Raw genomic sequence first — 24,321 nt, 5'->3', positions numbered from 1 at the left:
CCTGTCACCCAGGGCCCGTGACCCGGGGGCCGGCGCGGTACCGCTGACGCGCCGGCCCCCGGATCGGTCAGGAATCCACGCAGCAGGACCGCTTGCTCTCCTCCAGGTAGTGCGGGTCGTGCCACCAGTACCGCCGGTTGGACGGATGCTCGGGGACGGGCGGCAGCATCCGTCCCACCGGAGCGGCCGCCGCGCGCTCCGCGGTCGCGAACGGGGCGAGCAGCTCGTCGACGGTGTGCGCCTCCCCGTTGACCATCACCTGCCGGACGTCGGCGACCCGTGTGATGTCCTCCAGCGGGTCACCGCCCAGGAGGACCAGGTCGGCGTACATCCCGGGCTTGATCTGCCCGAGGGGCTCCCCGAGGACCTCGCCGGGCGTCCGCGTCGCGGTGGTCAGCGCCTCGTACGGGGTGAGGCCGTACTTCACCATGGCCCGGAGGTTCAGGTGGGTGCTGACGGCGGTGTTGGCGATGGGGGAGTCCGTACCGGTGATGACCCGTCCGCCGCCCCGGATCATGGCGGCGACCTGCGCGACCTGACGGGCGAGGTTCTGCCGGGTGACGGTCTGGTCGGTGGTCCTGGCCGTCGTCGCCGTCGCCTGCAGCGAGGCGTACTCCCACGCCGGGTAGAGCGTCGTCACCCGGCGGTCGGTGACGAGCGAGGTGTCCTCCCGGAGGAGTGTCACGGCTCCGAACAGCGTCGGCGTCCGGGCCGCGCCCGAGGCGTTGAAGATGTCGATGACGTCGTCGTATCCGGTGCCGAGCGCGGTGACCGTACGGGAGTAGCCCAGCCGGTTCGTGGCGCCGACGTGCTCCATGCCGTCCCCGCCGAACGCGAACGCCGGATAGTGGTAGTGCGAGGTGGCGGGGACGCCGTGCCGGTGCGCCCACTCGATCACCTCCCGCTGCCATGCGGCCGGCAGCCGTACGTACGCCTTCATGAGGTCGTAGTCGAGCGCACCCGCGCGTTCGAGTTCGCGGGCGAGCTGGCGGGCGTCGAAGGTCGGGCGCATGAAGTTGTAGAAGACGCGCGGCCCGTCGACCGCCTCGCCGGTGGCGAAGTACCGGGGCGCGACGCGGGCGCCGGACTGGAACGACTCCCGGGCCTCGACCATGTGGTACGCCGGGCTGCCCGGCGAGCGGGTCGTCGTGACGCCCAGCGAGAGCCAGAGCCGGCCCTGGCGGTCGCCGTACGCGTAGCCCTGCATCTCCCGGTGGTTGTGCATGTCGACCAGCCCGGGGATGACCACGGAGGCCCCGGCGTCGAGGATCCGGTCGCCGTGACCGTGCCCGCGCGCCTCGACGGCGACGATGCGGTGGCCCTCGACCACGATGTCCACGTCGTGCCGCAGCCACCGCGCGCTGCCGTCCCACATCCGGCCGGCGCGTACGACGGTGCGGCCACGTGGCCGGGTGTTCGTCCAGGTCAGCGGGGCGGGGATGGTACGGGTGCGGCGGCCGTCCGCGGAGACGATGCGGAGGCGGCCGTTGCCCAGGTACAGCAGCTCGGACGAGTCGCCGCTCCAGCTCACGGCGTCGGTGACCTCCTCCGTCACCTGCCGGGGCGGCCCCGCCGGCGTGCCGTCGGCGTGGACGTCGACCACCCAGAGCACGCTGGCCACGACGAACGCCATTTTCGTGCCGTCGGGCGACCACACCGGCCCGTCGTCCCCGCGCGTCTGGATCGAGCGGTCGGGCAGCGGATCGACATAGGTGCCGGCCCCCGTACGGCGGTCGACGAGGAGGATCTTGCTCAGGCCCTCGCGGTATCGCGCCGAGTACGGCTTGATCGCCGCCAGGGCGATGACGTTCCCGTCGGGGGACCAGGTGGGGCGGCCGGGCTCGAACGTCGCCGGGTAGACGCGCTGGACGTCCCCGGACGACACCTCGACGGTGTAGAGCGCCCCGGTCTGGTCGAGGAACGCCAGGTGCGACCCGTCATGGGACCAGGTTCCGGAGAGGGCCGCGGCGCCCGGCAGGTTCGTGAGCCGGCGGTCCTGCCCGGTGCGCAGGTCGCGGATCCAGATGTCGAGCTTGCCGCCACGGTCCGTGGAGTAGGACAGGTGACGGCCGTCGGGCGACCAGGCCGGGTCGCACTTCCACCAGTGGTCACGGGTGAGCGGTCGCGGTGCCTGCCCGATCCTCATCGTGTAGATGTCGTTGAGCGCCCGGAACGCCACCTGTCCGCCGTCGGGGGACAAAACCGGGCTGCCGATGCCCATGACGGGCTTCGGCGCCGTGGAGTCGAAGTCGCGCCTGCGCCTGCGGTAGGACGGGGCGACGACGGTGACCGGCGCCGTGAAGCCGATGTCGCGCGGCGGGCCGCCCGTGAGCGATCGGCGGCGGATCCGGCCGTCCGCCGTGTAGACGAACTCCTTCGCCGACGACCATGACACGCGGAAGGGGAAGACCTCCTCGCCGGTCACCAGCGCGCGCCCCGAGCGCCACAGCTCGCTGCGGCCGGCCCCGACGAGGGTGTAGACGAGGTCCTGACCGTCGGGTGTCCAGGCCGGGCCATGGATCACCTGGTCCGCCGGCACCGTCACGGCGGTACGGCGCGCGCCGGTCGCCACCTCGACGACGTCGATGCGGGTGTTCGCGACCACGAAGGCGATGCGGGCGCCGTCCGGCGACCACGCCGGCTCGTACTCCTCGGCCGCCGAGTCGGTCACCGGGCTGATGACGCCCGTGTCCAGGCGCAGCGTGTGGATGCCGTAGCTGCCGGACAGGTCCGACGAGAAGGCGATCCGGGTGCCGTCGGGGGAGAACCGCGGCTCACGGTGGTCGTACGGTCCCTCGGTCAGGCGGCGCGGGTTCGATCCGTCGGCGTCGATCACCCACACGTCGAACACGCCGTCGCGGTACGCCTGGAAGGTGAGCCGCCGCCCGTCGGGCGACCACTCGGGCTGCGCGATGTCGAACAGGTCGTCGGTCAGCCGGCGCGCGGGGCCACCGGAGATCGGCAGGGTCCACAGCACACCGACGAGGTCGATCGCGATGGTCCGTCCGTCGGGCGAGACCTGGGCGGCCAGATCCGTGCCCTCGCGCAGCCGTACGGCGCGGCCCGTCGGACGTCCGGACGGCTCCTCCGCTGGTGCCCGTGACGGAGCGGCGCCCTCGGCGGGGGGCGCCGCGCCGACTCCGATGCCCGCGACCGCCGCGGCACCCGCCGCGCCCGTCAGGAGATCCCGCCGTCCGATGCCCGTCATGGGGGCTCCCATCCCGGGCAGCTCCCTGCCCGAACGCCGGCATCGGGCGCGAGAACCTCACGCGCACCGGCCGCTGTGGTCGCTCTTCTGTCGCCGCGTCACTCAGGTTTCGGAAAGGACGCTAATTGCGATGTGGACCACATGCAGCCCGTGTGTCCGGATTCGGTCAGCCTTCGGTCAGGGCCGAGGTCAGGACTAGGAGCGGCTGAGGTACTCGAGGTAGAGGGGACGCAGGGCCTCGGCGACGTCGCCACCGCCCGCGTGCACGAACTCGTTGAGGATCGCGGACAGGTGGGAGACGTCCGCCTCGGCCTGGTCCGGGTGACCCGCGGCCGCCTCGGCCGCGGGGATCGCCTTCAGCAGCCGCCACAGGAACCCCACGTCGAGATGCTTCACCGCGCGCTCGATGGCCCGGTCGTGCAGTTCCTTGGTCGACAGCGTCTCCAGCTCTTCCGCCATGTCCCTATTCGACCACGCCCCGGCACCGCGTCACCATTTGAGGTTCCAGCCGAGGACGGTCCCCAGGTCCGGCAGGCCGAGCCGGGCCTTGGCGACGATCTTGCCCTTGCCGTCGAGGACGCGGTACTCGCAGCCGCCCAGCTCGGCCGCCGGGAGCCGGGTCTGGAACACCGCGAGGCCGGTCGCGCCGATCCGAGCCGCCGTCACCATCGTCCCGTGGTTCCACAACTCCACGCGGACTCCCGGGCCATCCGGGACGTACACCGCACCCGTCGCGTGCTCCTCCTCCTCGGGGAAGTTCTGGGCCGCGGTCGTGACCCAGCCGATCGGGCGCCGGGCGTCGGCGTCGGCGCGCATCCGCACCGCGTACCGATCCTGGCTGGTGCTGCCGTCCTTCTCGGTGTAGGTGTCCTGGACGACGCGGATCTCGGGTCCGGACGGGACCCTCACTGTCGCGACGAGGGCGTCGACGCCGCCGGGCAGCCGATCACCCCACCAGAACCGGTAGGTGAGCCGCTCGCCGACCAGCCCGAAGTAGCCGGCCGTCCCGTCCAGGAGTCCGCGGGCCTGCTCCGCGTCGACGTGACCGGTCGCCTTGGCGGCGGCCCTGCCGACCGCGGGCCAGTAGGCGGAGGAGTTCTCCGAGTCCGTCGTGTAGGGCACCTGCTGCGCGGGGCCGTACCGGCCGCCGATGCGGAATTCGACCGCGAGCTGCCACGGGCGCACCCCGGGAACGTCGGTCAGCACGGCACCGCGGTCCGCGTGGACCGTGCGCACGACGCGGTACGCGGTACCGTCCCCGCGTTGGGCGATGGCCGGTGAGACCTTGACGTCCGTCATCGCCGGCGGGCCGAGGACCAAGAGCGGGCCCGTACCCCCGGCGTACCAGACCATCGGCTCGGGATCCAGGGGCACACTGTCGTCCGCGAAGAGGCTGTCGTCCTTCATGGCGCGCGGCTCGGCGCCCGAGGGGCCATGCCACACGGAGCCCCGCGCCGACCGTCCCCGTACGGTGACGACCACGGCGACGCGGTGCCGTCCGTCGTCCTGTGCGTAGAGGATGTGCACCATGTCGCCCCAGCGCTGACGGCGCAGAGCCTCCTCGCTGAGCGTCCCCAGGAACGCCTTGTCGCCGGCGAGCGAGCCGCGCAGCGGCCAGCTCAGCGCGTCGGCGTGCCGTCCCGAGGCCGGACCGGGGCGATCGGCGAGCTGTCGGATCCCGGCGGGCGCGCCGACCAGCAGGACGGCGCTCACCGCCAGCGCCCCCGCCGCCACGGCCCGGCGGCGCCGGCGGGCGCGGGCGACGCGGCGCGCGGTGGCCGGATAGGGGTCGGGGCCGGTGGGGACGCTCTCGGCGCGGGCGGCGAACGTCGCCCGCAGTTCGTCTTCCAGGTTCATGCTCATCGGTTCCTCCGCGCGGTCTCGGGTTCGCGTTCCAACGCGACGCGCAACCGGTCCAGGCCGCGCGAGGTCTGGCTCTTCACCGTGCCCAGGGAGCAGCCCAGGAGCCGGGCGACCTCCGCCTCCGGCAGGTCCTCGAAGTAGCGCAGCACGAGAACGGAGCGCATCCGGGGCGGCAGAGTCAGGACCGCCGACCACAGTTCGTCCCGTATGTCATAGGCGGCGAGCGCGTCGGCGGTGGCCGGCTCCGGCAGGACGTCGGTCACCTGCTCGGTGACCCTCTTCCGGCGCCATCGGCTGTGGTTGAGGTTGACCAGGATCCGCCGCACGTACACCTCGGGGGCGTCGGATCGCCGGATCAGCGTCCAGTGGCGATGGGTCCGGACCAGTGCCGTCTGCACCAGGTCCTCGGCCTGCCCGTGGTCGCCCGTCAGCAGGTACGCCGTCCGCATGAGGGCGTGCCATCGTGCGGTGACGAACTCCCGGAACTGCTCTTCGGCTTCCGCGTTCACACCACCTCCGACAGCATGCGGACGCGGAAAGGTTGAACCGCACTCGGAAGAATGATGATCCGCGGCGGGTGAATCATCCGGGAAGGTGACGCGAGCACCCGTTTCAGCCCTCTAACGTGGCCACCATGAGTAATCGGCCCGAGTACGGAGGGGTCGGCGCGTCACCGTACGCCGACGCCCCGGGATCGCATGACCGAGACGGCGTGCGGCCGCGACGGCGGCCTCGCTGGGGGCGTCGCCTGCTGATCGCCTTCCTCGTTCTCCTGCTGCTGCTCGTGGGCTCCTACTTCTACCTCGACTCGCGGCTGCACCGCATCGACGTCTTCGAGGACTACGCCGGACGCCCGGGGGACACGCCGGGCACCAACTGGCTCATCGTCGGCTCCGACAGCCGTGAGGGACTGTCGTCGGCGCAGCGCAAGGAGTTCTCGACCGGCAAGGCGGCGGGGCGCCGGACGGATACGATGATGCTGCTGCACATCGGCGACCACGGCACGACGCTGGTGAGCCTGCCCCGCGACTCGTACGTCCCGATCCCCGGCCACAGCCCGAACAAGCTCAACGCCGCCTTCGCCTTCGGCGGGCCGAAACTCCTCGTCCGCACGGTCGAGCAGGCGACCAAGATTCACATCGACCACTACGCCGAGATCGGCTTCGCCGGGTTCGTCGGAATGACCGACGCGGTCGGCGGGGTGAAGATGTGCATTCCCGAGCGGATGAAGGACCCCAAGGCCGGAATCGACCTCAAGCCGGGCTGCCAGACGCTCAAGGGCGGCCAGGCCCTGGGATTCGTCCGCAGCCGCGCGTTCGCCCGCGCCGACCTGGAGCGGGTCGAGAACCAGCGCAAGTTCCTCGCGGCACTGGTGCACAAGGCGACCAGCCCCAGTGTGCTCCTGAACCCCTTCCGGATCATCCCGTTCGCGCTGCGCTCCACCGACAACTTCGCGGTCGACCAGGACGACCACCTCTACAACCTGGCGGGCTTCGCCTGGGCCATGCGCGGGGTCACCCAGGGCGACGGCCTGACCACTACGGTCCCGATCGGCGGCACCGGCTCCGCGGCCGGCGTCGGGGAGTACATCACCTGGGACACCGCGCGGGCCGGCACCCTGTTCCGTGACCTGCGCGAGGACCAGCCGGTGCCGAGGAGCTTCGGCACCCGCTAGTCCACCGTCCCGGCCGGGCAGCGGACCGACCGGCCGGGCGGCGCCCGTGGCGCGCCGCCGCCCGGCGCCGAGGAGGCTCGGCGCCGGGCGGGTCGGGTCCTCGCCGGAAACTTTTGCCGTTTGAGGACACCGCTTTGCGGGCAGCCGCTGCTGACCGACGCCATAGCTGGGAAGTTACTCCTTGTATCTCACTCGATACGAGGAGTGACTCGCGATGAAGAAAGCCTTCAAGTGGGGGGGCCTGGCGTTCCTGGCGTTCTACCTCATCAGCCGGCCGCACAGCGCGGCGAACGTCGTGCACGGGGCGCTGGGCGGCATCAGTGGCGCGGCCAACTCACTGTCCACCTTCGTCAGCGACCTGCCTAACCGCTGAGCCCTGTCCCGGGGACGCCACGAGCAGCGCGGCCAACTGGGCCGCGTTGCGCTGTGCGTAGTCTCGATAACAGTTGTTCAGGAGAACATGCGTCGTGTCGGCGTCCTCGGCCAGGCGCCGCACCTTCGGCGCCCACTCCTTCAGTTCCCGCTCCGAGTACAGGTAGCCGAAGCGCTCATAGATGTTCTTGCTGGTCCACTTGTCCGAATGGCCGTGGAAGCGGACGACGGCCAGGTCGGACGTCGCGGCCAGCACCGGCGGGATCGAGCTCGGGTGTCCCTGCGGCATGTCCACGCTGACGTACGGCACGTCGTACCGGCGCAGGAAGTCGAGGGTCTCCTCCTGGTCGTCCTCGCTCATCCACGTCCGGTTGCGGAACTCCACGCAGACGCGCATCGGCTCGCATCTGCGCTTCACCTGCAGGATGTACTCCTTGTTCGCCCGGCCGATCGGGAACCACTGGGGGAACTGGAACAGCAGCGCGCCGAGCCGGCCGGCCTCGTGCAGCGGCCACAGCGCGTCGAGGAACCGCTGCCAGACCTCCTCCACCACGTCGCCGGGGACGTCCCGCAGGTACAGCGACCTCTTGTCCGGCACCCGCTCCCGCAGCTCCTTGTAGAGCGCGTCCGGGCGGGTCGGATGCTGGGTGAGCAGCGAGAACGCCTTCACGTTGAACGTGAAGTCCGCCGGTGTACGGTCCCGCCAGTAGCCGACCGTACGCTCGGCCGGGGGCGAGTAGTACGTGGAGTCGACCTCGACCAGCGGAAACCGGGAGGCGTAGTACTTCAGGCGATCCTCGGCCGTCTTCACGTCCGGCGGGTACCAGCCGCTCGCCAGGAGGGTCTTGTCCGTCCACGACGCCGTGCCGACCAGGAGCTCACCCATGCTTCCAGACTAGGATTCGGGTCGTGTCGATCTATGATGTGGACATCGACCGCCTGGAGGGCGGCCCCGCGGACCTCGGTCAGTACCGCGGGAAGAGCGTGCTGATCGTCAACGTCGCCTCCAAGTGCGGCCTGACCCCGCAGTACGAGGGACTTCAGCGACTGCAGCAGACCTACGCCGGCCGCGGGTTCACCGTGCTGGGCGTGCCCTGCAACCAGTTCGCCGGTCAGGAGCCCGGAAGCCCGGAGGAGATCGCCGAGTTCTGCTCGACGACGTACGGCGTCGACTTCCCGCTCACCGAGAAGGTCGACGTGAACGGCGAGCACCGGCACCCGCTGTACGCCGCGCTCGTCACCGTTCCGGACGCGAGCGGGTACACCGGCGACATCCGGTGGAACTTCGAGAAGTTCCTCATCGGCCCGGACGGCGCGGTCGTGGCGCGGTTCGACCCGCGCATGGAGCCGGACACCGACGAGGTCGTCGGAGCGATCGAGAGCTCCCTGTCCTGATCCAGGTGGCCGTGTGCGGTCCCCGCGACTGCACCGCCGCGGAGCGCGACGCCGCGCACGAGGTCGGCAGGCTGCTGGCCGAGCGCGGCGCCGTCGTGCTGTGCGGCGGGTACACCGGCGTCATGGCGGCGGTGGCGGAGGGCGCCCGGTCCGCCGGCGGCCTGGTGGTCGGCGTCCTGTCCCGGCCCGACCGGGAGGGCGCCACGGCGGGCCTGAGCGCGGCGATCGCCACCGGGCTGGGCGAGGCGCGCAACGCCGTGCTCGTGGCCTCCGCCGACGCGGTCATCGTCGTCGGCGGTTCCTGGGGAACTCTGTCCGAGCTGGCCCTGGCCATGCGCCGGGGCGACGTCCCGGTCGTGCAGCTGGGCGGCTGGCAGGTCCTGGACGAGCGCGGCGAGCCACTGCCGGGCATCAGGCGGGCCGCCGGCCCTGCGGAGGCCGTCCGCCTCGCCATCGGCTGAGCGGCGGAAGGCCCCGGGGTCTCGGGGCGGCACGCCTCGCCGTCGGGCGAGCGACCGGGAGGCTCCGGAGCAGGACGGCGGCGCCTCCCCGTCCGGCGGGAGACCCCGGCGCCTCAGGACAGCAGCGCCTCGATGCGGGCGACCGAGTCCGGACCGGCGAGCTCGATCGGCGGGACCGGCCCGTGGGCGAGCCGGTCGGCCAGCGCGGACACCGCCTCGGCCCGGCGCAGGACGTAGTCGACCTCCTCCTCGCGTGGCGCGCGGCCGCCCAGCAGCATCGCGACCTCGACGAGCGCGAGATGGCCGGCGTCCACCGCCATGCCGGGCCCCGCGGTGCGCCGCAGCCGGTCGTACGCGGTGACGAGACGGCGCACCGAGGAATGGGACACGTCCAGGGGAATGCCGCGATCGAGGGCCTTCGCGTGCCGCCGGAGCCGGCGTCGGCGCACCGCGCGCAGCGTCGCCGCCTGGGCGGGCAGCGCGAGTCCGAGTGCGAGACCGGCGACGGCCACGACGCTCAGCCAGGCGGGGAGGCCGACCGCGAGGACGGCGACGAACAGGACGGCACCGCTCGCCGCGAGCACCACCTCGGGGATTCCCATCCCCATCTCCTGGTCTTCGGCCGGGCCGGGGCCGTCCGCCGCCACCGGCGGGTCGATGAGCGGGCCGGGCCGGTGCGGGACGATGACCTGCGACGGCATGATCCAATTATCGACCCGGTCGGCCGCCGTCAAACGGACGCCGGGCCGAGCGTCGCGGAACGGACAGCGGGCCGAGCGTCCCGGAACGGGCGGCGGCGGCCCCGGACGGGGCCGGCTCGCCGGACGGGCACGGCGCCGCGTTCCCGTTCAAGGGAACCGAAACGCGTTCTAGTATGGGCGGCCAGTGGAGGTGCGGACATGGCCAAGTGGACCACCGATGACATCTCGGACCTCACCGGGACACGTGCCATCGTGACGGGCGCGAACAGTGGGCTCGGCCTGCGGACCGCGCTGGGGCTGGCGCGGCACGGAGCGACCGTGGTCCTCGCCTGCCGGAGCGCCGACCGGGGCCGGGCGGCGCTCGACCGCGTCCGGGCGGCCGTTCCCGGGTGCGACGTCGCGCTCGGGTCCCTCGACCTGGCCGATCTCGCGTCCGTCCGCGCCTTCGCCGAGGAGCAGGGGGCGTACGGTCTCGACCTGCTGATCAACAACGCGGGCGTGATGGCCCTGCCGCGCCGAACCACCGCCGACGGGTTCGAGCTGCAGTTCGGCACGAACCATCTGGGTCACTTCGCGCTGACCGGCCTGCTGCTGCCCGCCCTGCTCGACCGCCCCGGCGCGCGCGTCGTCACCGTCACGAGCATGATGCACTGGCTCGGGCGCATCGACTTCGACGACCTCGACGGCGAACGCCGCTACGGGAAGTGGACGGCCTACTGCGGGTCCAAGCTCGCCAACCTGGTCTTCGCCAAGGAGCTCGACCGCCGGGCCGGCGGCAGGCTGGTCAGCGTCGCGGCCCACCCGGGCTATGCCGCGACGAACCTGCAGCAGGCCGGGCCGCGGATGGCCGGCAGCCGGATCGGCGAGGTCGTCCAAGGCCTGGGCAACAGGCTCTTCGCCCAGTCCGACGCCGCCGGCGCGCAGCCCACGCTGTACGCGGCGACCACCTCGGACGTGCGCGGCGGGCAGTGCTACGGGCCGCGCGGGCCGGGACAGAGCCGGGGCGCCCCGCGCCGGGTGCCGACCCTGCGCGGCGCCGAGGACCCGGGGCTCGGCCGCCGGCTGTGGGAGGTCTCGGAGGAGCGCACCGGCGTCACCTATGACGCGCTGCCGCGACCGGCGTGACGGGCTGCGGGCTCAGGGCCCGTCTCAAAGCCCCCGTCCGTAGCGAGCGGCGACTTTGGGGCAGACCCTAGGAGAGCGGCCCGGCGGAGGGGTCCCAGTCGAGGGTGGCGGGGATCGCGCCCTCCATGGTGAGCAGCCAGCGCTTCACCTCGACGCCGGAGCCGCCGCTGTAGCCGCCGAGACCGTCGGAGGCCACGACCCGGTGGCACGGCACGACGATCGGGATCGGGTTGGAGCCCATGATCGAGCCGATGGCCCGCGCGGGCACGCCGGTGCCGCTGAGGTCCGCCAGCCCTCCGTACGTGACGGTCTCGCCGTAGGCGACGCCGGCGTACAGCTTCTCCAGCACCTCGCGCTGGGCGCCGGACGTGTGGCGCCAGTCGATCGGCAGGTCGAACGCGCGCAGCCCGTCCGCGAAGTAGGCGCTCAGCTGCTCACGCACGGGATCCGTCCGCGCCGGGGCGTCGATGAGGGGCAGCCTCGCGCGCAGCAGCGCGCGGGCGCGGGGCGTGTCCCGGAAGGACAGCCCGCACAGGCCTTCCGCCGTGCAGGCGAAGGCCAGCCGGCCCAGCGGCGTCTCCAGTGCTCCGATCGCGACGTCCATCCTCCTTTCCTATCAACCGATGGGCACCGGACGCTCGCGAGAATCCGACATCGCGTCTCCGTTGAGACGCCGGCCGGCGCGGCGCGTCGATCAATGTTGACGGCCGATCAACTACGGTGACGTCGTGACGGAGGCGGCGGGTGAGTGGATCGACGCGGCACGGGCGGCCGAGCGCCTGGGCGTGAAGCCGGCGACGCTGTACGCCTATGTCAGCCGGGGAGTGCTGCGGCGGCGGCGCGCGCCGGACGGGCGGCGCAGCCTGTTCGACCCGGCCGAGATCGAGGAGCTGGCCCGCCGAGGACGGCCGCGACGGCCGCCCGGCGCGAGCGAGCTGGTGATCGAGTCGCGGATCACCGCGCTCGGCGACGACCGTCCGTACTACCGGGGACGCGACGCCCTCGGCCTGGCCTCCTCCCACGCCTTCGAGGCCGTCGCGGAGTGGCTGTGGTCCGGCGCGGACCCCGCGCCGGACGGCCCTCGGTGGCGGTCGCGGCCGGAGGCGGTCGCGGTGGCGCGGGCGGCGCAGTCGGGGCTCCCGGAGGAGACACTGCCCCTGGACCGGCTCCAGGTGATCGCCGCCGCCCTCGCTGCGGCCGACCCGCTGCGACTCGTCCTCGACCCGCCCGCCGTCATCGCCGTCGGCCGGCAGCTCATCGCCGGCATGGTCGACGCCCTTCCCGCGGTCGCCGGCGGCGGAGAGTCGCCGGAGGCGACCGCCGCCCCCCGGCCGCCGGAGGCGATCGTCGCCCACCGGCCGGCGGAGAGCTCGATCGCGGCCCGGCTGTGGCCGCGCCTCACCTCGGCGGAGCCCCGGCCCCCGGCGATCCGGGCGCTGAACGCCGCGCTCGTGCTGCTGGCCGACCACGAACTGGCCGCCTCCACTCTCGCCGCCCGGGTCGCCGCCTCGGTCCGCGCCGATCCGTACGCCGTGGTGACCGCCGGACTGGGCGCGGCCGGGGGCGGCCTGCACGGCGGCGCCTCGCTCGGCGCGGAGGCGCTGCTGGCCGAGATCGGGGCGCCCGGCCGCGCGGCCCGCGTGATCGGCGAACGCCTGCGCCGGGGCGAGCGCGTCCCCGGCTTCGGCGGCGTCGTCTACCAGGCCCGCGACGGCCGGGCCGGCTGCCTGCTCGACCTCGTGCGCGCCGCCGCGCCGGGGCACGAGCGGCTCGCCGTCGCCGAGGCGGTCCTGGCCGAGGCGCGGAGCCGCGGCCTGCCCGGCGTGAACATCGACTTCGCGCTCGCGACGCTCGGCGCGGCGACGGGCATGGGCCGGGGAGTGGGGGAGGCGATCTTCGCCGTCGCCCGTACGGCCGGCTGGCTCGCGCACGCGCTGGAGGAGTACGCCCGGGGCACGCCGCTGCGCCCGCGCGCCATCTACACGGGTCCGCCGCGCGGCCGGTGATCAGGGCCGTCGCCGCCTGAGGCGGACCCGGACCGGGATCCCGCGCGGGGGCGGGTACGCTCAAGACGTGCGACGGTTCTTCAGACCCGGCTGGCTCGGGCTGCACTCGATCGCCATCGTGCTGATCGGCATCTTCATGCTGGCCGGCTGGTGGCAGCTGGAGCGCGCCCAGGGCGGCAATCTGCAAAGCTGGGCGTACGTCATCGAGTGGCCGATGTTCGCGATCTTCGTGGTCGCCATGTGGGTCCGGATGGTGCGGGACGAGCTGCGCGGCGAGACGAACGCCGACCCCGGGACGGTGACCCCGCCGGGAGCCGCGCCGTCGCCCGTGATCGCTGACATCGACGACGAGGACGACGAGGAGCTGGCGGCCTACAACCGCCGCCTCGCCCGACTGAACGACGAGGCGGCGCGCCCCTGACGGCGCGGGCCTCACGGAGGGACGACCCTTGCAAGGAGCGGTGACCCGCTATCGCGTCATGGCGTACGTGACGGGCGTGCTGCTGATCGTGCTGTGCTTCGTCGCGGTGCCGGTGAAGCTGTTCGCGCACAACGGCGTGCTGTCCACCGCCGTGGGCATCCCGCACGGCATGATCTGCTACCCGCTGTACCTCCTGACCGCCTTCGACCTGTACCGCCGGGTCCGCTGGCCGCTGGGGAAGATGGTGCTGGTCGTGCTGGCGGGGATCATCCCGTTCCTGACCTTCTACGTCGAGCGGCGCGTGATCGCCGAGCTGCGCGAGCGGACCGCCCCGGCCCCGAGCGCCGACGCCACGGTCTGATCCGCGGACCGCGCCGGCGCCGAGCGCCGGCGCGACTCTGATCCACGATCACCTCTGGACCGTGCGGCCTCGCGTCGTTATCTTTGACTGCGTCAACTTTAATGCTTGAGGTGGTCAATGAAGAGTGCCGTGCCGCCGGACCGGATCGACGCCGTCCGTGCTTTCAATCGCTTCTACACCTCGGTCATCGGCGTGCTGAACGAGGGGCTGGTCGAGACCTCGTACTCGCTCACCGAGGCCAGGGTCATCTTCGAGCTGGCCCGTGGTGAGGCCCGCGAGGTCGCCGACCTGCGCCGGTCCCTCGACCTGGACGCCGGGTACCTGAGCCGGATGCTGGCCCGCTTCGAGGCCGACGGGCTGATCGTCCGTGGCCGCGCCGAGGACGACGCCCGGCGGCAGCTCGCCCGGCTCACCGACCGCGGCCGCGACGTGTTCCAGGAGCTGGACTCCCGGTCGGCGGCCCAGATCGAGCGCATTCTGGTCGGCCTCGCCGAGGACGGGCAGCGCCGGCTGCTGGGCGCCATGGCCGCCATCGAGGGCCTGCTGAGCGAGAGTCCCCGGCCCGACTCCTACCTGCTGCGCCCGCTCGGTCCCGGCGACCTCGGCTGGGTCGTCCAGCGGCACGGAGCGCTGTACGCGGCCGAGTACGGGTACAACGCGGCCTTCGAGACGCTCGTCGCCCGCGTCGTCGCCGACTACGGCGAGGGGCGCGGGCCGGGCGACGACGCGTGGATCGCGGAGATCGACGGCCGGCCCGCCGGGGCGATCTTCTGCGTACGGGAGAGCGAGCGCGTCGCGCGCCTGCGCCTCCTCCTGGTGGAGCCGTTCGCGCGCGGCCGGGGCGTGGGCGGCCGGCTCGTGGAGGAGTGCGTCAGGTTCGCCCGCCGGTCGGGGTACGAGGAGCTCGTGCTCTGGACTCACGACGTCCTCGCGGGGGCCCGCCGCCTCTACGAGCGCGCCGGTTTCGAACTGGTCGAGGAGGAGCCGTCGGACGAGTTCGGGCCGCCGCTCAAGGAGCAGACCTGGCGCCTGAAGCTCTGAACAGGGCACTGGCCCGCGGCGTCGTATGGTCCGCCGCGGGCCAGTGGGACCGTTCGAGTCGAGAGGGTTTCAGGCGTCAGGTCATCCGGACTCCTTTCGCGTGTGCCGTGCAGGCGGATCGGGGCGCCGGGCCGACGGTGAGACTCGGGAACACCGCCGGCCCGGCCGGTGTGGCGCCGATGCCGTGGGGGCGTACCGCACCGGCGCCGGAGGATCTGGAGGGCCGGGTGCCGCACGCTCTCGCCCGGAACGAGTGGGGGGAAATCACCCGCCGGTGTCGTACGGTCATGCCGGCCCTCCTCGAATCGCAGACGATGGGCGGGGCCCGGAGTGTCCCCCGTGATTCCCATTACGTGCCGTTGCGATCTCGTTACTGTGAGTACCCATTGACCACGCGGGCGTAAACACAGGTCAAGCGAGAAATCTGCGGCCGGGCCCGCCGCGCAAAGATCACGTCACCGGCCCGCCGACCACGCTCGGTCGCCGGTGGCCCGGCCTCCCGGGGGTGCGTCGGTCCCCTCGGTCGTCGGGCTGCGGCGGCCAGGGGTGCGTCGGTCCGACCCGGTCGCCGGTGGCCCGGTCGACCGGGTCCGGCGATCCGGGTCAGGCGCCGGCGGTCCGGTCGATGAGGCGCGCGCCGACCTCGGCGACGTCCGCCGCCGTCCACTCCAGGCCGGGGGCGGCGACGGTGATCTCGGTCATCGCCACGCCCGGGACCTCCGTGTCGCGCCACCCGCTGGCGAACCAGACCTTCTCCTCCTCGGCGAGCGCGAACGCCGCGTCCTCGAGCGCCCGGGCCGGGTACGGCAGCCACAGCCGGAACTGGTGCGTGTGCGGCGGCTCGGGGAACACCCGCGCGCCGGGCAGCTCGGCCAGGGCGGCGGCGACCGTCCGCGCGTGCCGTACGTACTCGGGGACCCGCGGCAGTTCGCGGTCGAGGCCGGCCATCGCGGTGAGTGCGGCGGGCCACTGCTGGAACAGCTGACCGCCGTGGCGGTGCCGCCATACCCGCGCGTACGCGGCGAGCTCCCGGCTCCCCGCGAGCGCCGCGCCGCTGATCCCGCCCAGCGTCTTGTAGAAGGAGACGTACGTGCTGTCGGCGAGGCCCGCGATCTCCGCGAACGAGCGCCCGAGGTACGGCGCGGACTCCCAGATCCGCGCCCCGTCCAGGTGCAGGCGCGCGCCGATGCCGGCGGCGGCCGCCGCAACGGCGGTCAGCTCCTCCCAGGTCGGCAGCACGAAGCCGGCGTCGCGGAGCGGCAGTTCGACGACGACGGTGGAGACCGGCTCGGCGAGCGCGCCGATCTCCTCGGCCGTCGGGTTGCGCGGCGCGGTGGTCGGCCGGACGGCGCGCAGGCCGCTCACCCAGGAGTAGGCGTACCGCTCGTGCAGTTCCTGATGACCGAGGGGATGCAGCGCGACCGTCGGATTCCCCGTCCGGTCGGCGCCGTAGCGCAGCGCGATCTGCTGGGCCATCGTGCCGGTCGGGAAGAACACCGCGGCCTCCGTGCCCAGGAGCCCGGCGACGCGCTCCTCCAGCGCCGTCACCGGCCCGCCGTCGTAGAGGTCGGGCAGAGCGTCCAGGTCCTCGGCCGCCTGCATCGCGGCGAGCAACTCCCGCATCGTCGCCGGCCGGGCTCCGGAGAGGATCCGGTCACAGCCGCGCATCGCGGCCTGGCGGCGGTGGCGCGTGTTCTCGGGCATCGGCGAATGGTCGCACAGCCCTCCGGCGGGCCACCAGTCGACGAGCGTTCGTCGATATTTGACCGTTCGATCTAGATATGGCTAGGGTTTCGGCTGTGCAGGAGGTTGGAGACAGCGAACTGTCAGCGGCAATCGAACTCCGTGTCGTCGGTGACGCGGGGCTCGAAAGCAGAATGATCGATCCGAATAGATTGAAGATCGCTTTCGCTCTGCTCGGGGCCGTCCAGCTCACGCTCATCGCCGCGATCACGGTGATCACGGTGGCGCTGCCGGCCATGCGGCGGGACCTGCACCTGGACGACGCCGGAACGGTGCTGGTCACGTCCGCGTACGGTGTGGCGTTCGGCGGGCTGCTGCTGCCCGGCGGGCGGCTGGCGGACTCGTTCGGGCGTAGGAGGATCTTCGTCGTCGGCGCGGCCGTCTTCGGCCTCGGCTCGGCGGCGGCCGGTCTGGCCCCGGACGCGGGGAGCATGGTGGTCGCCCGGTTCGTCCAGGGGGCCGGCGCCGCGCTGACGGCGCCGGCGGCGATGGCGCTGGCGGGCGCGCTGTTCCCCGACCCGCGTCGACGGGGCCGGGCGATGGCGGTCTGGGGCGTGCTGAGCAGCGCCGGGGCGACCGCGGGCACCGTGCTGTCCGGAGTGGTGATCACCTGGGTGTCGTGGCGCTGGGCGCTCCTGGCGCCGGTGGTCGTCGCGGCCGTCGCCGTGGCCGTGGCGCCGGGACTGTTCCCCGCCGACCGGCCGGCCCGGGGGAACCGGATCGACTGGCCGGGCGCGGTACTCGCGACGACGGGCCTCGCCGCACTGATCTACGGCCTGCAGCGCTCCGGCCGGGTCGCCCTCGGCGGTGTCCTGCTGATCGTCCTGTTCGCCCTGGCCGAGCGGCGTGCCGCGGTCCCGCTGACACCCCTGCCGTTCGTGGCCCGGCGCCTGCTGCCCCTGGCGGCCGTCACGCTCTGCGCCGCGGCGATGGCCACGGCGTTCTTCATGCTGTCCCTTCACCTCCAGCAGGTACGCGGCCTGTCCCCGCTGCGGACGTCGGCGGTCTTCCTGCTGTCCACCCCGTCCCTCCTCGCCGCCGGCCCGCTCACCGGACGGCTCATCGCCCGGCTGGGGGAGCGCCGCGTCCTGGCGGCGGGACCGGCCGTCGCGGCGACCGGCCTCGGCCTGCTCAGCCTCCTCGACGCGCCGTACGCCGGGCTCCTCGTCTTCCCCCTCGGCGCCGGCATGACCTTCTCCGCCGCCCTGCTGACCGCGCTGCACGGGGTGGGGGACGACCGGACCGGACTGGCCGGCGGCCTGGTCAACACGGCGATGGAGATCGGCCCGCCACTCGGCCTCGCCGTGCTGATCCCCGTCGCCGCCGCCCACTCCCCGGACGCCTCGAGCGGCTACGCCTTCGCCCTGCGCGTCGCCGCGGCCGCGCTGGTGGCCATTGCCGTGTGCGCGGCACTGCCGCGCCGTACCCGATGAGAGAAGGAGAAGGAATGTCCGTACGTTTCACCCGCAAGGTGGCCCTCGTCACGGGCGGCGGTTCCGGCATCGGCCGGGCGACCGCGCTGGCGTTCGCCCGCGAAGGCGCCACCGTCGTGGTCGCCGGGCGGAACGCCGAGGCGCTCGACCGGACCGTGGCACTGATCGAGGACGAAGGCGGCCGGGCGGACGCGGTGCCGACCGACGTGTCCTCCTCCGAGGACGTGGCCCGGCTCGTCCGGACCACCGTGGCACGCCATGGCGGCCTGCACATCGCGTTCAACAACGCGGGCGTTCTCGAGGCCGGGCCGCTCGCGGACCTGGACGAGGCCGCCTGGGACCGTCAGCTCGCCGTCAACCTGACCGGCGTCTTCCTCTGCATGAAACACGAGATCGCCCACATGCGCGCCAACGGCGGTGGCGTGATCGTCAACACCGCGTCCAACCTGGGCGCCCATCTGCGGCTGCCGTTCCTCGGCGCGTACGCGGCCTCGAAGGCCGCGGTGAGCACGCTGACCCGCGCGGCGGCGAAGGAGTACATCGGCGACGGCGTCCGCATCAACGCGATCAGTCCCGGTCCGATCGAGACCTCGATGTCCCTGCGGCCCGGCGAGACCGAGGCCGACCGCGCCGAACGGTTGAAGGACGCGCTGCCGATCGGCCGGGCCGGCACCCTCGCCGAGGCCGCCGCCGCGGTCCTCTGGCTGGCCTCGCCCGAAGCGGGCTTCACCGTCGGCCACGACCTCGTCCTCGACGGCGGCGCCAGCGCCTGACCGGAGCCCATGGTCGCGCCGTCCGTCCCGGGAGACCTCCGATCCGACCGGCGCGTGGGCCCCGCTACGGCGGGGCACGCGCCGGCCGGTAGGGCGAGGCCGTCACCCGCCCGTGCGTGACCGCGACCACCGCGCCGGCCCCGGTTCACCCCGCTGTGGCGGAGCCGGCCCGGCGCAGGTCGAGTTCGAGCTCCAGTTCATGACGGATCGGGATGCCGTCCAGGCCGGTCGCCGGGATCGACGGCTTCAGCGCTCGCGACCGTGCCACGGCGTCGCGGTGCAGGACGGCGAGGTCGAAGCCGTACCGCTGGTAGAAGCGCAGCGCCCGCAGGTTGTCATTGGTCGTGACGAGCCACAGCCGTACGGCGTCCGCGGCGCGAGCCGCCTCGGCCACGGCGTCGACCAGCGCGGTGCCCACGCCCGTCCCCTGCCGTACGGAGTCCAGGGTGACGAGTTCGCGCTCCCGCCCGTCGGGGCGGTACGTGACGACCCCGGCCCGTACGCCATCGAGGTGGGCGACGAAGCCGGGCAGCGCGGTCGTGTCGTGCGCGACGCCCCGGCTGACGGAGACGACCCCTCCCCACCGCTCGGTGAATAGTTCGCGCATCCAGGGGAGGTCCTCGGGGCTCAGCGGCCGCACGGCCGGCCGGGACGTCCCATCATGAGCAGGAGGCATCATGGCCCCATCCTGGCGCGAACCGTCCTGCGCCAGGCGTCACCAAGATCCGGTAAATGAGACAATGCGGACATGGCCCACGTCTCCGGCGCCAGGCTCCTGCGCAGCACCGTCGCCACCGTCCTCACCCTGCTGGCCGGCGTCGGCATGGCGGCGTTCGGCGTCCTCCTCGCCGTGACCGTGGCGCCTGGCGGCGCGCGCGACCTGCGCGCCTACGAGACGGCGGCGCGCTGCCCGGCGGCTCCGTCCGCGCCCGCCGACTGCCGCTGGACGCAGGAGTTCACCGTGGCCGACATGATCCTGCGCAACAGCAGGCGCGGGCCGAACCGCCTGGTCCTGACCGGCGCGGACGGCACCAGGCGGGAGACGACCTACGACTCCGGCGGCCCCGTCTTCGAGAAGGGCGAGCGGGTCACCGGCACCCTCTGGCGTGGCCTGCTGACCGAGATCTCGTCCGGGGAATTCACCCAGCAGACCGATGACGCTCCGGCCGACATGCGCGCGCGGGTGCTGATCTTCGCGCTGGTCACGGTTCCCAGCGGCCTGCTGGTGACCGCCGCGTGCGCCTGGCGGCTGAGGCGCCGCGCCATCCCGGACCCGACGCCGGGCATGGTCGCCACACTGGGTCTGGCCGTCGGGCTGTTCTTCGCCGGGCTCTTCTCCCCGCTCTTCGTCGGCGGCAGGGGGGAGAACCCCTGGCTGGTGGCGGCCGTCTGGCTGCCCGTCGCCGCCGTCCTGACCGTCGTGGCCCGCGTGTACGTCATCCGGAGACGCGCCGCGGACACCGTGACCGGTGAGGACGCGCACGCCGTCACGCCCGCCGGCCGACCGTGAGGACCGCGGACCAGTGGCGGGTCAGCCGCCCGTCCGGGCGTGCGGCGAGGAGGCGGCGCACCTCCCGATAGAGGTGCTCGCGCTTGGCGGGCTCCATGGCGATGTGGCCCGAGAAGGTGTCGAGGAGGGCGATGTACTCCTCGGCTGTGTAGCGCCGGGCCCAGACGTGGCGCCGTGTCCCGGCGACCGTGAAGTGCCCGGAGGCCTCGAACTCGGCGGCGGTGGGCTCGGGCAGACCCCCGGGCGGTGGCGGCGGCCAAGGGGAGCCGTCGCCCTCACTGAGCTCGTCATAGACCCGCTGGATCTCGGTGAAGAACGGGTCGAAGCCCGCAGGGAAGGCATGCCCGGCATCCCACACGGCCAAGTGACCGCCTCGGGGCAGGAGCGCGGCGGCCTTGGCGTACTTGATGTCCGGGTCCACCCATTTCCACGCGGTGGCCGCGTAGACGAGGTCGAAGCGGGCACCCGGCGGCGGCCGCCACTCCTCGAACGACGAGGTGATCACCGAGCCGCCCGGAAACGCCGCGAGGTGGCGCCGCGCCTCCGCCGCCAGAGCGGCACCGAGCTCGATCGCGGTGATCGAGAAGCCCATTCGCGCCAGCGGCAGAGTGGCCTTCCCCGGCCCGCAGCCGACCTCCAGGAGGTGCGCGGGCGGCCGGAGTCCGGTCATCGCCAGCAGGTCGGCGTACAGGTCGGCCGGGTAGTCGGGGCGCGCGGTCTGATAGCGAGAGGCCACGCGATCGAAGGTCTCCCGCAGCCGGCGATCGGTCATGTGAAGAGTCTGACAGCCCGTGCCCGAGGCGATGAGACCTCGAGATCACTGGCGTTCGCCGAGCTCTTGGGGCGGTGACCGCCAGGGATCGACCCCGCGGGCCGGCCTCGGTCCGCTCCGCTACCCGGTCATGAGCCGGTACCGCTCCGGACCGGTCAGCGTGGCGGAGGCCAGGTAGCGCGTCGCGGCCGATTCACGATGAGCCGGGTGGCGTGGTCTGCGACCGGCCGTTCCCGGGGAACGGACGGCGGCGGTGGGACGGCCGAGCGTCAAGCCGAACTCCTCGGCGGGCATCTGCTCGCCCGCGGCATGGGGACACGTCGTCCGCAGTGCCTCCTCCACCTCGGAGTCGGGATATCCGAAGAGGTCGATGCCGTCGTAGACGACCGGGACGGCCGCCGGGGCGGTCGGGAGAGGATCGCCTCGCCGGGCGATGCGGATCTCGTCGAGGCCGGGGACCCGATCGTCGGCAGCGGGGCCACCGCGGACGCTGATGGTGAGATCTTCGTACTCGGCGAAGAACGCCCATGCCACGCCGGTCGCGCGTGCCCTGACGCAGAGCCACTCCTCGCGGACGTCGGCCAGTGTCGAGATCGCCCACTGGGCTCGGCGCTCGGTCATCCCGAACCTGAGCAGCCCCGCTCGGTGGGGAAGCTCGACCCCGACCCTGGGCAGCAGCGTGAACATGACGAGGTCCCCCGTGACCGCTCAGGCTCGGCGGCCGCTGGTCTGCTGCCTCGCGTCGTAGTCCCGGCGGGCCTCGTCGACCTTCTCCAGGTTGACGGACCATTCGGAGAGTGTCGCGAACAGCGGTGCCAGGCTGCGCCCCAGGTCGCTGATCTCGTACTCCACCCGGGGCGGGACCTCGGGGTGATAGGTGCGCACGACGAGCCCGTCGCGTTCCAGCTGTCGTAGCCGCTGGGTGAGCACCTTGGGCGTGATCGTGGTGATGCGCCGTTGCAGCTCGACGAACCGTTGCCGCCCGTGCGCGTTGAGCGTCCACAGAATCGGCGTGGTCCACCGGCTGAAGACGATGTCGACCACGGGCGCGATCGGGCAGGCCTGCTCCGGGGCGACCTCCGTCGTGATCTCGGTCACGCCACCCTCACTTTCCTCTAGGTACCTACTAGCCCCACGACAGTAGCCTCGCCGAGTCGCCCATGAAACTCGAACAGGGGAGCGAGGATGACCCGCCATATCGCATTGTCGGCCTCGGCCCAGGCCTTCCTGGCCGAGCCGCACCTCGCCACGCTGACGACCGTCCGGCCGGACGGATCGCTTCACGTGGTGGCCGTGCGTTTCACCTGGGACGGTGACGCGGGGCTGGCCAGGGTGATGACGGTCGCGTCATCACGCAAGGCGCGCAACCTGACGGTGCACCCGGGCGGCCGCGCCGCCCTGTGCCAGGTGGCCGGCTTCCGTTGGATCACGCTCGAGGGCACGGCGACCGTGTCCGGCGATCCACGCAAGGTCGCCGACGGCGCGTACCGCTACACCAGGCGCTACCAGTCACCGCCGCCCGCTCCACCGGGGCGGGTCGTCATCGAGATCGCGGTGGACCGCGCCCTGACCCTCAACACCTGACCTCATCGGTCGTATTTCGATCAGCACGGAGAGAGAACACCATGCCCGTCGCACAGGTTCTGGACTCGACGATCTACTACCGGGAGACCGGCACCGGGGTGCCGATGGTCTTCCTGCACGGAAACCCCACCTCCTCGTACCTCTGGCGGCGCGTCCTGCCGGCCGTCGGCGACCCCGGTCGCCGGCTGGCGCCCGACCTGATCGGGATGGGTGAGTCGGGCAAGCCGGACATCGGCTATACCTTCGACGACCACGCCCGGTATCTGGACGCGTGGTTCGACGCTCTCGGGCTCGACGACGTCGTCCTGATCGGACACGACTGGGGCGGCGCGCTCGCCTTCGACTGGGCCGCCCGCCATCCCGGCCGGGTGCGCGGCATCGCGGTCACCGAGACGATCGTGAAATCCATGTCCTGGGAGGAGTTCCCCGAGGGCGGGCGTGAGCTGTTCCGGTCGATCAAGACGCCGGGCGTCGGCGAGGCCATGATGCTCGACCAGAACGCCTTCATCGAGATGCTGCCCGGCAGCACCGCCGGCCCGCTCGCCGAAGCGGACCTCGCCGCGTACCGCAGGCCGTACCCCACGCGCGACAGCCGCCTGCCGCTCCTTCGATGGGCGCGGTCCATGCCCCTCGGCGGGGAGCCGGCCGACGTCGTGGCCAGGGTCGACAGGTACGACGACTGGCTCGCGGGCAGTGCCGACGTGCCCAAGCTGATGCTCACCTTCCAGCCCGGCCCCGGAACGATGCTGGGACCGGAACTGATCGAATGGTGCGCCGCCACCATGGCCGGTCTCGAGATCGCCGACCACGACCTCGTCGCGGGCCATCACACCCCGGAAGACCAGCCCGACGCGATCGCCACGACCATCGCCGCCTGGATGGACAAGCACGATCTTCGAGCGGATCACCTCGTCTGAGACGTCGCCCCGGCCGGTCTTCCATGTCGCGTACGGATCGACGGGATCCTCACCGTCTCGAACGCGAGTCGAGTCCGGTGAGGATCCCTCGTGTGCCCTGGCCGTCGGGGCGGGCTCAGAGCGTCTTGACGGTGCCGCCGTCGATGACGTGGTCCGCGCCGGTGATGTTGCCGGCCACGTCGGAGAGCAGGAAGGTGATCAGAGCCGCCACCTCGCCGGGCTCGGTGATGCGTCCCGTGGTGATGCCGAACGCCGCGGGGATCTGCTGCAGGAACGCGGCGTGCTCGGCACCGGCGGCGGCCGCGACCTTGCCGCCGAAGCCGTCCGGGTCCTCCCAGATCGCGGTGCGGACCACTCCGGGTGAGACGGTGTTGACCCGCACCCCCTGCGGTCCGAACTCCTCGGCCAGCGACTTGCCCACCGCGGCCAGGGCGGCCTTGGCGGCGCTGTAGGCGACCGGGCCGGCGGCGGGCAGCCGGGAGTTGATGGACGAGACGTTGACGATGGCGCCCCGGCGCTCGATGAGGCTGGGGAGCGCGGCGCGGCTGACGCGGACCGCGGCGAGCAGGTTGAGATCGAGTACCCCGTTCCACTGCGCGTCATCGGTGTCGAGGAATCCCGTGAGCTCCACGGCGTCCCCGCCGCCGGCGTTGTTCACCAGCAGGTCGATGCCGCCCAGTTCGGCCAGGGCACCGTCGATGAGCGTGGTCGCTCCGGCGGCGGTGCTCAGGTCGACCGAGATCGGGACCGCCCCGGTCTCTTTCAGTTCGGGCGTGATGGTGCGCGCGGCTCCCACGACCCGTACGCCCTCGTCGATCAGCGCCCGCACGGTGGCCAGTCCGATGCCCCGGCTGGCGCCGGTGACGACGGCCGTCTTGGAGGTGAGGTTGAGTTCCATTGAGACTCCACTTCTTTACCTATAGGTACAAAATAAGGGCATCCGTCGGCGAGTGAGACGGT

27 protein-coding genes are annotated in these 24,321 nt (G+C 72.7%); 14 read left to right on the top strand and 13 right to left on the bottom strand.

All coding sequences use genetic code 11. The features are described from left to right. Positions 1-67: 67 nt before the first annotated feature. From ABD978_RS23890 to ABD978_RS23875, 4 genes are all read right to left on the bottom strand, one after another. Positions 68-3,208, bottom strand: coding sequence for an amidohydrolase family protein (locus ABD978_RS23890; protein ID WP_345358580.1), 3,141 nt, complete (start codon positions 3,206-3,208; stop codon positions 68-70). A gap of 195 nt (positions 3,209-3,403) precedes the next feature. Beyond that, entirely contained in the window at positions 3,404-3,667 is a 264-nt protein-coding gene (locus ABD978_RS23885) for a hypothetical protein (protein WP_345358577.1), read from the bottom strand. Positions 3,668-3,697: 30 nt separating this feature from the next. Then, the gene (locus ABD978_RS23880) at positions 3,698-5,071 is read right to left on the bottom strand and encodes a hypothetical protein (RefSeq protein ID WP_345358574.1); all 1,374 of its coding nucleotides are present in this window, start codon (positions 5,069-5,071) and stop codon (positions 3,698-3,700) included. Further along, positions 5,068-5,580, bottom strand: a complete 513-nt coding sequence (locus ABD978_RS23875; RefSeq protein WP_345358572.1) for a SigE family RNA polymerase sigma factor — start codon at positions 5,578-5,580, stop codon at positions 5,068-5,070. Before ABD978_RS23875 ends, ABD978_RS23880 begins: the two co-directional genes overlap by 4 nt. A 125-nt stretch (positions 5,581-5,705) precedes the next feature. On the opposite strand from ABD978_RS23875, the gene ABD978_RS23870 reads away from it, so the two are divergent. Beyond that, entirely contained in the window at positions 5,706-6,746 is a 1,041-nt protein-coding gene (locus ABD978_RS23870; protein WP_345358569.1) for an LCP family protein, read from the top strand. A gap of 214 nt (positions 6,747-6,960) precedes the next feature. Beyond that, positions 6,961-7,119 carry a hypothetical protein gene (locus ABD978_RS23865; protein ID WP_345358567.1) on the top strand — a complete coding sequence of 53 codons (159 nt, stop codon included), beginning with the start codon at positions 6,961-6,963 and terminating at the stop codon, positions 7,117-7,119. On the opposite strand, the gene ABD978_RS23860 is transcribed toward ABD978_RS23865, so the two are convergent. Further along, positions 7,081-8,004 (bottom strand): DUF72 domain-containing protein, encoded by a 924-nt coding sequence (locus ABD978_RS23860; protein WP_345358564.1) that lies wholly within the window; start codon positions 8,002-8,004, stop codon positions 7,081-7,083. The two genes, ABD978_RS23865 and ABD978_RS23860, sit on opposite strands and share 39 nt — an antisense overlap. Before the next feature lie 23 nt (positions 8,005-8,027). Here ABD978_RS23860 and ABD978_RS23855 point away from each other — a divergent pair, with 23 nt between their 5' ends. After that, positions 8,028-8,513, top strand: a complete 486-nt coding sequence (locus tag ABD978_RS23855; RefSeq protein ID WP_345358561.1) for a glutathione peroxidase — start codon at positions 8,028-8,030, stop codon at positions 8,511-8,513. Between the two features lie 5 nt (positions 8,514-8,518). Then, complete coding sequence (locus ABD978_RS23850; protein WP_345358558.1) at positions 8,519-8,974, top strand: TIGR00725 family protein; 456 nt, start codon at positions 8,519-8,521, stop codon at positions 8,972-8,974. A 113-nt stretch (positions 8,975-9,087) separates the two neighbouring features. Here ABD978_RS23850 and ABD978_RS23845 read toward each other — a convergent pair whose 3' ends face one another. Then, complete coding sequence (locus ABD978_RS23845) at positions 9,088-9,675, bottom strand: hypothetical protein (RefSeq protein WP_345358555.1); 588 nt, start codon at positions 9,673-9,675, stop codon at positions 9,088-9,090. Positions 9,676-9,873: 198 nt separating this feature from the next. On the opposite strand from ABD978_RS23845, the gene ABD978_RS23840 reads away from it, so the two are divergent. Continuing rightward, a complete protein-coding gene (locus ABD978_RS23840) occupies positions 9,874-10,800 on the top strand; it encodes an oxidoreductase (protein WP_345358552.1) in 927 nt (308 codons plus the stop codon). A gap of 67 nt (positions 10,801-10,867) precedes the next feature. On the opposite strand, the gene ABD978_RS23835 is transcribed toward ABD978_RS23840, so the two are convergent. After that, complete coding sequence (locus ABD978_RS23835) at positions 10,868-11,404, bottom strand: methylated-DNA--[protein]-cysteine S-methyltransferase (RefSeq protein ID WP_345358549.1); 537 nt, start codon at positions 11,402-11,404, stop codon at positions 10,868-10,870. A 124-nt stretch (positions 11,405-11,528) separates the two neighbouring features. Between ABD978_RS23835 and ABD978_RS23830 the strand changes: the two genes are divergently transcribed. From ABD978_RS23830 to ABD978_RS23815, 4 genes are all read left to right on the top strand, one after another. After that, complete coding sequence (locus ABD978_RS23830; protein WP_345358546.1) at positions 11,529-12,806, top strand: citrate/2-methylcitrate synthase; 1,278 nt, start codon at positions 11,529-11,531, stop codon at positions 12,804-12,806. Positions 12,807-12,873: 67 nt separating this feature from the next. Further along, positions 12,874-13,227, top strand: a complete 354-nt coding sequence (locus ABD978_RS23825) for a hypothetical protein (RefSeq protein ID WP_345358543.1) — start codon at positions 12,874-12,876, stop codon at positions 13,225-13,227. Positions 13,228-13,267: 40 nt separating this feature from the next. Next, positions 13,268-13,588, top strand: a complete 321-nt coding sequence (locus ABD978_RS23820; RefSeq protein ID WP_345358540.1) for a DUF3817 domain-containing protein — start codon at positions 13,268-13,270, stop codon at positions 13,586-13,588. 117 nt (positions 13,589-13,705) lie between these two features. Next, entirely contained in the window at positions 13,706-14,629 is a 924-nt protein-coding gene (locus ABD978_RS23815; protein ID WP_345358537.1) for a bifunctional helix-turn-helix transcriptional regulator/GNAT family N-acetyltransferase, read from the top strand. Positions 14,630-15,232: 603 nt separating this feature from the next. On the opposite strand, the gene ABD978_RS23810 is transcribed toward ABD978_RS23815, so the two are convergent. After that, positions 15,233-16,333, bottom strand: a complete 1,101-nt coding sequence (locus tag ABD978_RS23810; protein ID WP_345358534.1) for a threonine aldolase family protein — start codon at positions 16,331-16,333, stop codon at positions 15,233-15,235. A gap of 191 nt (positions 16,334-16,524) precedes the next feature. On the opposite strand from ABD978_RS23810, the gene ABD978_RS23805 reads away from it, so the two are divergent. After that, entirely contained in the window at positions 16,525-17,805 is a 1,281-nt protein-coding gene (locus tag ABD978_RS23805) for an MFS transporter (RefSeq protein WP_345358531.1), read from the top strand. 14 nt (positions 17,806-17,819) lie between these two features. Further along, positions 17,820-18,578 carry an SDR family NAD(P)-dependent oxidoreductase gene (locus ABD978_RS23800; RefSeq protein ID WP_345358528.1) on the top strand — a complete coding sequence of 253 codons (759 nt, stop codon included), beginning with the start codon at positions 17,820-17,822 and terminating at the stop codon, positions 18,576-18,578. A gap of 145 nt (positions 18,579-18,723) precedes the next feature. On the opposite strand, the gene ABD978_RS23795 is transcribed toward ABD978_RS23800, so the two are convergent. After that, entirely contained in the window at positions 18,724-19,185 is a 462-nt protein-coding gene (locus tag ABD978_RS23795; protein WP_345358525.1) for a GNAT family N-acetyltransferase, read from the bottom strand. Positions 19,186-19,326: 141 nt separating this feature from the next. Here ABD978_RS23795 and ABD978_RS23790 point away from each other — a divergent pair, with 141 nt between their 5' ends. Continuing rightward, the gene (locus ABD978_RS23790; protein WP_345358522.1) at positions 19,327-20,088 is read left to right on the top strand and encodes a hypothetical protein; all 762 of its coding nucleotides are present in this window, start codon (positions 19,327-19,329) and stop codon (positions 20,086-20,088) included. On the opposite strand, the gene ABD978_RS23785 is transcribed toward ABD978_RS23790, so the two are convergent. The 3 genes from ABD978_RS23785 to ABD978_RS23775 all read right to left on the bottom strand — a co-directional run bounded on the left by ABD978_RS23785 (position 20,066) and on the right by ABD978_RS23775 (position 21,958). After that, positions 20,066-20,860 (bottom strand): class I SAM-dependent methyltransferase, encoded by a 795-nt coding sequence (locus ABD978_RS23785; protein WP_345358519.1) that lies wholly within the window; start codon positions 20,858-20,860, stop codon positions 20,066-20,068. The two genes, ABD978_RS23790 and ABD978_RS23785, sit on opposite strands and share 23 nt — an antisense overlap. 120 nt (positions 20,861-20,980) lie before the next feature. Beyond that, complete coding sequence (locus ABD978_RS23780; RefSeq protein WP_345358517.1) at positions 20,981-21,547, bottom strand: hypothetical protein; 567 nt, start codon at positions 21,545-21,547, stop codon at positions 20,981-20,983. A gap of 21 nt (positions 21,548-21,568) precedes the next feature. Then, positions 21,569-21,958, bottom strand: coding sequence for a winged helix-turn-helix transcriptional regulator (locus tag ABD978_RS23775; protein WP_345358514.1), 390 nt, complete (start codon positions 21,956-21,958; stop codon positions 21,569-21,571). Between the two features lie 87 nt (positions 21,959-22,045). Between ABD978_RS23775 and ABD978_RS23770 the strand changes: the two genes are divergently transcribed. Beyond that, positions 22,046-22,444 carry a pyridoxamine 5'-phosphate oxidase family protein gene (locus ABD978_RS23770; RefSeq protein WP_345358511.1) on the top strand — a complete coding sequence of 133 codons (399 nt, stop codon included), beginning with the start codon at positions 22,046-22,048 and terminating at the stop codon, positions 22,442-22,444. Continuing rightward, positions 22,441-23,361, top strand: a complete 921-nt coding sequence (locus tag ABD978_RS23765) for a haloalkane dehalogenase (RefSeq protein WP_345359092.1) — start codon at positions 22,441-22,443, stop codon at positions 23,359-23,361. The genes ABD978_RS23770 and ABD978_RS23765 overlap by 4 nt, the downstream gene beginning before the upstream one ends. A gap of 115 nt (positions 23,362-23,476) precedes the next feature. On the opposite strand, the gene ABD978_RS23760 is transcribed toward ABD978_RS23765, so the two are convergent. Continuing rightward, positions 23,477-24,259: an oxidoreductase gene (locus ABD978_RS23760; RefSeq protein WP_345358508.1), complete on the bottom strand. Its 783-nt coding sequence runs from the start codon at positions 24,257-24,259 to the stop codon at positions 23,477-23,479. Between the last annotated feature and the right edge of the window lie 62 nt (positions 24,260-24,321).

Source organism: Actinoallomurus liliacearum (assembly GCF_039542035.1).
GTDB classification, from domain to species: Bacteria; Actinomycetota; Actinomycetes; order Streptosporangiales; family Streptosporangiaceae; genus Actinoallomurus; species Actinoallomurus liliacearum.
The sequence above is the reverse complement of the archived record's forward strand: the minus strand, read 5'-3'. Positions and strand labels throughout refer to the sequence as shown.